5 protein-coding genes are annotated in these 4,889 nt (G+C 36.9%); all 5 read right to left on the bottom strand.

The window, feature by feature from the left end; genetic code table 11:
• Positions 1-496: 496 nt before the first annotated feature.
• Positions 497-772 (bottom strand): hypothetical protein, encoded by a 276-nt coding sequence (locus BLR42_RS21870; protein ID WP_139165250.1) that lies wholly within the window; start codon positions 770-772, stop codon positions 497-499.
• Positions 773-810: 38 nt separating this feature from the next.
• Positions 811-1,122: a hypothetical protein gene (locus BLR42_RS21865; protein ID WP_091873769.1), complete on the bottom strand. Its 312-nt coding sequence runs from the start codon at positions 1,120-1,122 to the stop codon at positions 811-813.
• Positions 1,123-1,135: 13 nt separating this feature from the next.
• Complete coding sequence (locus tag BLR42_RS21860) at positions 1,136-1,528, bottom strand: hypothetical protein (RefSeq protein WP_091873767.1); 393 nt, start codon at positions 1,526-1,528, stop codon at positions 1,136-1,138.
• Between the two features lie 11 nt (positions 1,529-1,539).
• Positions 1,540-2,838: a leucine-rich repeat protein gene (locus tag BLR42_RS21855; RefSeq protein ID WP_091873764.1), complete on the bottom strand. Its 1,299-nt coding sequence runs from the start codon at positions 2,836-2,838 to the stop codon at positions 1,540-1,542.
• A 651-nt stretch (positions 2,839-3,489) separates the two neighbouring features.
• The gene (locus BLR42_RS21845; RefSeq protein ID WP_139165249.1) at positions 3,490-4,767 is read right to left on the bottom strand and encodes a basic helix-loop-helix domain-containing protein; all 1,278 of its coding nucleotides are present in this window, start codon (positions 4,765-4,767) and stop codon (positions 3,490-3,492) included.
• Between the last annotated feature and the right edge of the window lie 122 nt (positions 4,768-4,889).

Below are 4,889 nucleotides of genomic sequence, written 5' to 3'. Positions count from 1 at the left end.
GATTCCACTTCCTAACAGAAAACCTCGAGGCGCAAGATCAGCATAAATGCTGGGGATGATGGCATTTTTCACCCACCATTACCCCTGAAGAGCCATAACAATGAGTTTTTTTATAGGATAATTGAAATAGTAAACGCGACTTTTTGTCCTCGTCAGGGGCTCAAAAGTCGCGTTAAGTTTTTCAAAAATTGTGATAAAGCCAGTGAAATAGCAGTGAACACCAGTTTGGCATAATATCATTTCGTTAAATCCTAATTTAACGAAATACAGTGTAAATATATACGATAAAACGTGTATTTGTGTACTAGAAAAAAGTTCAAACCCCAGTATTTATCAGTATTAGGGTGAACTTGATGATTAATTGTATTTTACCATACAAAGCATAAATGTCAATTCGCTATTTTTTAAAGTCATACCATTTACAGTCCTTATACTGAGCAGGTAACGCATCAATATTGCCAACACTCTGTATCTAAAGTAATCATGCTCTGATCCTTTATCCCTTCATTTCTTTTATAGGAATCTTTACTTTACAAGCCATTACTTCATCATCACTTAGGGTATCCATATAATCACAGATAATACCACAGTCTCTGATTACTTTTCCATCTTTTTTGGCTACGGCATAATAGTCTAGTGCTCCGCCATAACTGACTCTTTTGTTTACATACCAGAATACAAACATGTCTGGCAGATCAAAAGTCAACTCCGTTATTTCATAATAGTCTTCTATACTATCTTTAAGAATTTTATATGCTTCTTTATTATCCATAATCATGTTAGCTTATGCATCAATCGAATCGTTTGTAGTCAGATTACGCATTCCTCGAAAAGTAAGACCGCTTCGCGCGCATGCAGCTGCTTTTCGCAATCCGTATCACCTAGGACATCATAATAATATTCCTCAATAATCCCTGGAAAATATCTGTGTAGTGTATTAGGACGGATGTTATTCCATTTTTCTATAATTTCTTCATTAAGGCTTTGTGTTTGTTTTGCTACCTTTTTATCCTCTGAATCAGTGTTAAGGAGCATATATTCGGGGCACGTTCCTACCCCTGTGAACTGCGCCATAGCCAAACTTCCCTGAACACTCGGTCCGAATACGATTTCTTTTATCATAGGTTCACCTGTCTTATATTCTTGGTTTTACCATGTTCCCAAGCATTTCCAATGCCTTTTTATAGGACTCCGCCATGGCAAGCGGGCTCTTTACTTCTATTCCAAGCTCTGATAACTTTTCGATTTCCGTAGTTTCTGCAATAAGAAGTGTATCCTTTTCAGACATATGGTGCTCTTTACAATAAGCTATCACTGCATCCGATATGCTGATATCCCCAGAAAGCGTAAGTGTCTCATCAAAAACTTCACTGTGCGTATCCATCCACTTGATATCTGCTTCGTCAGTAAGGACCATAATGACAAATGAGTGGTATCTCTCCCTGAACATCCTTATTTGTCTTGTAAGAATATCCCTGTCAGCATCACCATAGCACACAAAGATATTTGAATAACTGTTATCCTTCATCGTTACCCCTTTTACTTGCAATGGATTGTTGCATTTGCCAATGCTGCATTCTCTTCACTGATCTCAACACTGTTCCATTGGTCCTGTGTTCCGGCATAATATACATCTTTAAGGCTTGTACAATTATTAAAAGCACAAACATTAATCTTGTTTACAGCAGGAATCCATACTTTTTCAAGATATACACAGCTGCTGAACATGGAAGCCGGTATTTCCGTAATGTTGCAATTAACGTATGCGGTTTTCAAGTTCTGGCAGTTAATGAATGTAAATCCCTCCAACGTTGTTACTGATGCCGGGAGCGTCACAGTAGTAAGTCCAGTACAATCCCAAAACGCACTGTCTCCGATAACAGTAACTGAAGAAGGAATGGCTATATCTGTCAGCATATCACAGTCATAAAATGAGTAACTGCCTATCCTTGTAATAGTATTTGGAATGATTATATTTGACAGATTCGAGCAAAAACCAAAGGCGCAGTTACCTATGGATGTTATTCCGGATGCTATATTGATGGTAGTAATATCAGAATGATAATCATACCAGGGTGCCTGTGCTACTTCATAATTGGTCATAAGACCTGTACCGGAAAACGATAAAGTCGCATTTGTTTCAAAACCAGAAAGTGTATATGTGATATTTGTACCTGCAGATCCGGTTTTGCTTATTTTGCCATTGACTTTCACATCACAATATGCAGAAACATAGGCATTATTCTTCTTATTAAAAACACCAACCGATGTTTGACCTTTTCCTACGGCTGTTATAGTCCCATCTTTTGAAACAGTTACAACTGAAGTATCCCCGGATTCCCATTCCAAAGTTTTATCTGTGGTGTTTTCCGGTAATATGGTAGGAATTAGCTTATAGGTTTCACCCTGATTAAGGGTAAGTTCTGTCTTATCCAATGTGATAGAGGTAGCAGCAATTTTAGGCTTTTCAGATTTCTTCTTTATTTTGAGCGTAATCACGCAGGAATATTTCTTTTTATCCTTTGTGGCTATAGTAATCTTGACTGTACCGGCCTTCTTTACGGTAATAACGCCCTTCTTGGTGACAGTTGCATTCTTTTTGCTACTTGTCTTAAAAGTAATCTTATTTGCTTTTATTGTTTTGCTGCCCGACTTAACTGTCAGCTCAATTTTATCTCCAGCATAGACAGTTATAGTCTTTTTCTTGGCTTTCTTTGCAACCTTTACCGTCACCTTAGTAGGGGATGTTGCCGCTTGAGTTGTTATAGGCGCGTAACATGAGAAGCTTAATGCAAATATAGATACAAATAAAAGGAATAAACGTATTATCTTTTTCATTAGCGCAGCCCTCCTGAGGATGTTTTAAAACAATAACATTGTGCATAATTCTTTAATGCTTCATTGGACAATTCCACTTCTAAAAAGCATTAGTAATCCCATACCAATAAAGATAACCATGGCAACAATCCATATCATTCCAAAGATCGTTTCAAAACCCATACCTTCATCAAAGATATCATCTTCCTTATGAAGGATTACTTTAAAGAATATTTCTATTGTAGAAAAAATGAAAACTAAATCATACCCTAATTGGCTTATTCAGGTTCCAATTATAGTAGAACTCTTATCACCTGTTGCGGATGCATACAACATATTACCAATAATCGCATTCAGTATAGACATTACTGGATAGAAAATGACAGAAAGACTGATAAAAAGAATAAATATAGAATAAAAGTCGATATCGCCCCCTGCTTGTATAGTTGAAATAATAGTCATAGTTTCATCAAAAAAGAAGGATGGTGGTATTTTCCATCCAAATATACAAAATAGAAGCACAAACAGTCCATATAGTGGGGTTCTGTGAAGAAAGCCTAAGAAATATGACATATGGAATCCTCCTTGTCGTGCAAATGAAATAATATCTATGAAAATAAATAATCCTCAAAATAGCGAAGGAAGTACAGCATCTCTGTTCAAGTAACTCACTTAATCCAACAATTCATTTTGAACACGGTCCTTAGTTTTTTCCATGTAGTTATAGCTTTTCTTAACGCCCTTTATTACTTCCTTAAGCTTCTTTTTATCGCTGTTGTCGCGTGGTTCATCACTACTAAGCTGTTCTTCCAAAGTGTGAATCTGATCTTTGAGCTCTTCGCATTTATCAATAACACTATGGTATATTTCAAGTGAATCTTTTCTGTGATTGGGATCCTTTATAATAATTCTTTCAAAACATGTGAGTAATTTAGCGCATTCTCTCAGTGTTATCTCAGGAGATGAGGCTAAAATGGCAGAGCCAATTGCGGCCGCTCCAGAACTGGCGGCACCTATTATGGCACCACCACCAGTTATCAGAGCAATACCCCCTGCCATACCAGATCCACCTGCAGCCAGTGCTCCACCACCTATGTATGCCAGACTCGCATTAACTAATGCCTGTCCGCTTAAAGAGGCAAACCCACCTCCTACGAGGCCTACGGCTATAGCGGGAGCAAATGCATATGACAATCCAAACGTTGCAACTGATGTCAATACTACTGTTCCAATTGCTAATAATGCTTTTTTACCTTTTTCATCCAAATATGATACTGATGAATTATATGTTTTCTTTATATCTTTAAAAAATTTCTCATTTACTACATTTTGACGAGAGCATATTATATCAACATAGGTTTCGCTACACTTTAGCCCTTTCCATGGATTTTCCTTTTTATTTGAAGAGTCAAACAAAAAATATGGTGAAAAAAGATACTGTTCCATCATAATTATGAAATACCAATTGTGAGAATCTGTAGTTTCATATTCTTCTGCAAGCTCAATAAAGGTTTTTTCTTCATTGTAAAAATATCCTTTTTCGTCTTCCTTGCCCAGCCCTTTTAAGATTTCGTTTGCCCATTTTATGAGCCATTCGGTTTTCCTTGTCTTATCGCTCTCTTCTTTTGTATGATCTCTGTCGTATGCAATCTTGTTATACTCAAGAGAGTACATAATTCGCATCTGTTGCTCATTAATAGTTAGACATTCCAAATCAGATGGTTTTATTCCTGAATCTGATTCATCCTCTCCAGTTTCTCTTTTTAGATTGATATCTATTCTGGTTACGAGCCCATCAAAATCCGGTCGCGATCCTTTTTTGACTTGATCTGAATATTTATTGTTGAGATATTCTGTGATGTAATCATTAATATTGCGTTCTTGGACTTCATCTATAGGCTTATCAGACAAATGGATTGCAAATGCATCTATAAAAGCTGATTCTTCCACGGATAGCTTCTCTTTCTCAAGTAAAAATGGCTCTTCTGGCATGAGTGTGGTTAGTTAAATACGCTGAAGTCCTCATGCCATGCGGCTTAAGCGTACTTTACACGGTTGCGATTTGGTAACGG

It is taken from the genome of Butyrivibrio sp. INlla16 (assembly GCF_900104155.1).
Taxonomy (GTDB): Bacteria; Bacillota; Clostridia; order Lachnospirales; family Lachnospiraceae; genus Butyrivibrio.
This window is presented reverse-complemented; position numbering and strand designations above follow the sequence as displayed.